The organism is Pseudonocardia sp. SID8383 (assembly GCF_009864975.1).
Taxonomy (GTDB): Bacteria; Actinomycetota; Actinomycetes; order Mycobacteriales; family Pseudonocardiaceae; genus Pseudonocardia; species Pseudonocardia alni.
The window spans coordinates 1-3,890 of the sequence record NZ_WWFY01000424.1; the positions used below are offsets into that span (position 1 = coordinate 1).

The 3,890-nt window shown below is 71.7% G+C and carries 4 protein-coding genes; 1 reads left to right on the top strand and 3 read right to left on the bottom strand.

Translation table 11 applies throughout. From position 1 onward, the window contains the following. Positions 1–110 precede the first annotated feature (110 nt). From GTW08_RS10545 to GTW08_RS10555, 3 genes are all read right to left on the bottom strand, one after another. Complete coding sequence (locus tag GTW08_RS10545) at positions 111–695, bottom strand: cysteine hydrolase family protein (RefSeq protein ID WP_073576751.1); 585 nt, start codon at positions 693–695, stop codon at positions 111–113. 62 nt (positions 696–757) lie between these two features. Further along, positions 758–1,159 (bottom strand): DUF779 domain-containing protein, encoded by a 402-nt coding sequence (locus GTW08_RS10550; RefSeq protein ID WP_161151831.1) that lies wholly within the window; start codon positions 1,157–1,159, stop codon positions 758–760. Further along, positions 1,159–2,682 carry an aldehyde dehydrogenase family protein gene (locus tag GTW08_RS10555; RefSeq protein ID WP_073576753.1) on the bottom strand — a complete coding sequence of 508 codons (1,524 nt, stop codon included), beginning with the start codon at positions 2,680–2,682 and terminating at the stop codon, positions 1,159–1,161. The genes GTW08_RS10550 and GTW08_RS10555 overlap by 1 nt, the downstream gene beginning before the upstream one ends. A gap of 191 nt (positions 2,683–2,873) precedes the next feature. On the opposite strand from GTW08_RS10555, the gene GTW08_RS10560 reads away from it, so the two are divergent. Further along, on the top strand, positions 2,874–3,890 hold a 1,017-nt coding region (locus GTW08_RS10560), incomplete at its 3' end, for a GAF domain-containing protein (RefSeq protein WP_346009887.1).

A 3,890-nucleotide genomic window follows, 5' to 3' on the forward strand; every position in this document is an offset into this window, starting at 1 on the left:
GCCGCGGGGTCGGCATCGCGGCCCCCGCGGCCGCGACCCTCGCCGCGATCGACGCCGCCCTCTGAGCCGACCCGCCCCGCGCACCTGCGTGCCGCGGGGCGGGGCAGGACTCAGGAGGGGACGGCCTTATGGTCCGGGACGACGATCGCGGGCAGGTCGGCGAGGCCGGCCAGCGCCGCGTCGTGGACCTCGGACGCCGGGACGGTGCCGTGCACGCCGGGCAGGGCCCGGGTGGCCGTGGCCGCCGCGACGACGGTCGGCACGTAGCCGCCGGAGAACGCGCTGCGCGCGGTGGAGTTCACGCACATGTGCGTCATGAACCCGGCGAGCACCAGGTCCTGGTAGCCCTCCAGCAGCTCTGCCAGCCCGGTGTGGACGAACGCGCTGGGGAAGTTCTTGGTCACCACGGCCTCGCCGTCGCGCGGGGCGACCGAGTCGTGGATGGCGCCGATCGACGCGGTGACGTCGTACGGGCTCCCCTCGCCGGCGTCGTGCCGGATGTGGATGATCCGGGACCCGGCGGAGCGGGCGCGGTCGAGCAGCTCGGCCGCCTCCCCGAGGGCCGGCTCGACGTTCTCCAGCCGCATCACGCCCTCGGTGTAGGTGTTCTGCAGGTCGATCATGATGAGTGCGGAGCGGGACAACGGGGCCGGTTCCGCCGGCAGGCCCATCAGTCCGCGCAGGGTGTGCGTCATCGGTGCTCCTCGGCCGGGACGACCACGGCCCGGGACGGTCGTCCCGGGCCGTGGTGGGGTGGTCAGTCCTGCATCGCCCGGTACTCGTCGTCGGTGAACAGCCGCGAGCGGATCAGGAACCGGACGCCCTCCGGCGCCTCGACCGAGAACCCGCTGCCGCGTCCTTTGACGACATCGACCGTGAGATGCGTGTGCTTCCAGTACTCGTACTGCGATGCCGACATCCAGAAGCCGATCGGCTTCCCGACACCGTCCACCTGCAGGTCTCCCAGGTGGACGTCCGAGTCGCCGGTCCTGAAGTCCCCGTCCGGGTAGCACATCGGGGCGCTGCCGTCGCAGCACCCACCGGACTGGTGGAACATCAGCGGACCGTGCAGGTCGGTGAGCCTGACCAGCAGATCGGCGGCGGCCGGCGTCAGCGTCACCCGCTCGGTCGGGGTGGCGCCGACGTCCGGCTCACCCATCAGAAGAAGCCCAGCGCGTTCGGCGAGTAGCTCTGCAGGATGTTCTTGGTCTGCTGGTAGTGGTCCAGCATCATCTTGTGGTTCTCGCGCCCGATGCCGGACTGCTTGTAGCCACCGAAGGCCGCGTGCGCCGGGTAGGCGTGGTAGTTGTTCACCCACACCCGGCCGGCCTGGATCTCGCGGCCCGCGCGGTAGGTGGTGTTCGCGTCGCGGCTCCACACGCCGGCGCCGAGGCCGTAGAGCGTGTCGTTGGCGATCTTCATGGCGTCGTCGTAGTCGCTGAAGCGCGCGACCGACACGACCGGGCCGAAGATCTCCTCCTGGAAGATCCGCATCTGGTTGTTGCCCTCGAACACGGTCGGCTTGATGTAGTAGCCACCCGCGAGGTCGCCGCCCAGCTCGGCCTTCTCGCCACCGGCGAGGACCTTGGCGCCCTCCTGCCGGCCGATGTCGATGTAGGAGAGGATCTTTTCGAACTGGTCGTTCGAGGCCTGCGCACCCATCATGACGTCGGTGTCGAGCGGGTTGCCCTGCTTGATCTGCTCGACGCGCTTGACGGCCTGCTCGATGAACTCGTCGTAGATGCCGCCCTGGACGAGGGCGCGCGACGGGCAGGTGCAGACCTCGCCCTGGTTGAGGGCGAACATCGCGAAGCCCTCGAGCGCCTTGTCGTAGAAGGCGTCCTGCTGCGAGGCGACGTCGTCGAAGAAGATGTTGGGGCTCTTGCCACCCAGCTCCAGGGTGACCGGGATCAGGTTCTCCGAGGCGTACTGCATGATCAGCCGGCCGGTGGTGGTCTCACCGGTGAAGGCGATCTTGCGGATGCGCTTGTTCGACGCCAGCGGCTTGCCTGCCTCGACGCCGAAGCCGTTGACGACGTTCAGCACGCCCGGCGGGAGCAGGTCGGCGACCAGCTCGAGCAGCACGTGGATCGAGACCGGGGTCTGCTCGGCGGGCTTCAGGACGATCGCGTTGCCGGCGGCGAGCGCAGGGGCGAGCTTCCAGATCGCCATCAGGATCGGGAAGTTCCACGGGATGATCTGGCCGACGACGCCCAGCGGCTCGTGGAAGTGGTAGGCGATGGTGTCGGCGTCGATCTCCGACGACGTGCCCTCCTGCGCCCGGATCGCACCGGCGAAGTAGCGCAGGTGGTCGACGGCGAGCGGGATGTCGGCGGCGAGGGTCTCGCGGCAGGCCTTGCCGTTGTCCCAGGACTCGGCGATGGCGATCAGCTCGAGGTTGGCCTCGACCCGGTCGGCGATCTTGTTCAGGATGTTCGCCCGCTCACCCGCGGAGGTCTTCCCCCACGCCGGTGCGGCGGCGTGCGCGGCGTCGAGCGCCTTCTCGACGTCCTCCGCGGTGCCCCGGGCGACCTCGGTGAAGTTCTCACCGGTGATCGGGGTGGGGTTCTCGAAGTACTGGCCCTTCACCGGAGCGACGTACTCGCCGCCGATGAAGTGCTCGTAGCGCGGCTTGAAGGAGACGACGCTGCCCGGCTGACCGGGGTTGGCGTAGACGGCCATGAATGGTCCTTCCCTGAGGTGCTTCGTCGAACCGAGGGCGCGGTGCGGAACGCACGTTGCGCGTGACCGCCGACACTAGGAAGGTGGGGGTTGCACGGAAGTTGCACGCAGATGCGGAACCTGACCCTCCGGTGAGTGCCGATGACGCGGATTCGATTCAGGTAAGGCAAAGCTGACCGAATGGTGAGGACGTGGCAGCGCAGCACGCGGATCGCCGGGTGTACGAGCAGGCACGGGACGCCGTGCTCGGCGGCTCCCCCGGTGCGCGCGGCGCCGGGGTCCGGCCCGAGGTCCGCGCCTCCTGGGCCCGCTCGCTGGCCGCGGCGGTCGACCCGGAACGCGCCCGTCCCCCGCACGACTACGACCGCGCCGAGCTCACCGACCGGCGGGCGGCGCACCCCCTCGCGTCCGTGCTGCCGGTGCTGCGCGACACGCTGACCGACGCCGCCGAGCAGGCCCGGCACATGATGATCGTGACCGACGGGAAGGGCCGGATCCTGTGGCGCGAGGGCGCCCGCGCGGTGCTGACCCGGGCCGAGCGGGTCGACCTGGTGGAGGGCACCCGGTGGAGCGAGGACACCGTCGGGACCAACGCGATGGGCACCGCGCTGGCCGGCGCCGCGCCGGTCCGCATCCACTCCGCCGAGCACCTGGTCAGCGCCTACCACCCGTGGACCTGCGCGGCCGCCCCGGTGCGCGACCCGGCGACCGGACGCGTGGTGGGCACCGTCGACGTCACCGGGCCGGAGGAGAGCTTCCACCCGACGACGCTGGCCCTGGTCACCGCGGCCGCGCGGCTGGCCGAGCACCGGCTGCTGGCCATCGCCGAGGCCCATGACCGGCGGCTGCGCGAGGAGTACTGGCCGCACCTGACCCGACTCGGCGGCACCCCGGGCGCGCTGTTGTCCGCGCACGGGCGGGTGCTGGCCGCGTCGCCGGGCAGTGAGTTCCCGGAGCGGATCGCCCTGCCCGACGGCGGGGACCGGGTCGTCGTCGACGGCGTCGCGGTCGGCGGGGTGCCGCTGGGTGGCGGGCCCGTCGCGGGGGTGCTGGAGCCGCTCGGCGAGGGCTGGCTGCTGCGGCTGCCCCCGGGCGGACCCGCCCGGACGGCCCTGACACTGCCGCTGCTCGGGGCGCGTACCCCCGTCGTCGCCCGGCGGGACGGGCGCCCGGCGCGCCTGGGCCTGCGGCACGCCGAGGTCCTCGCG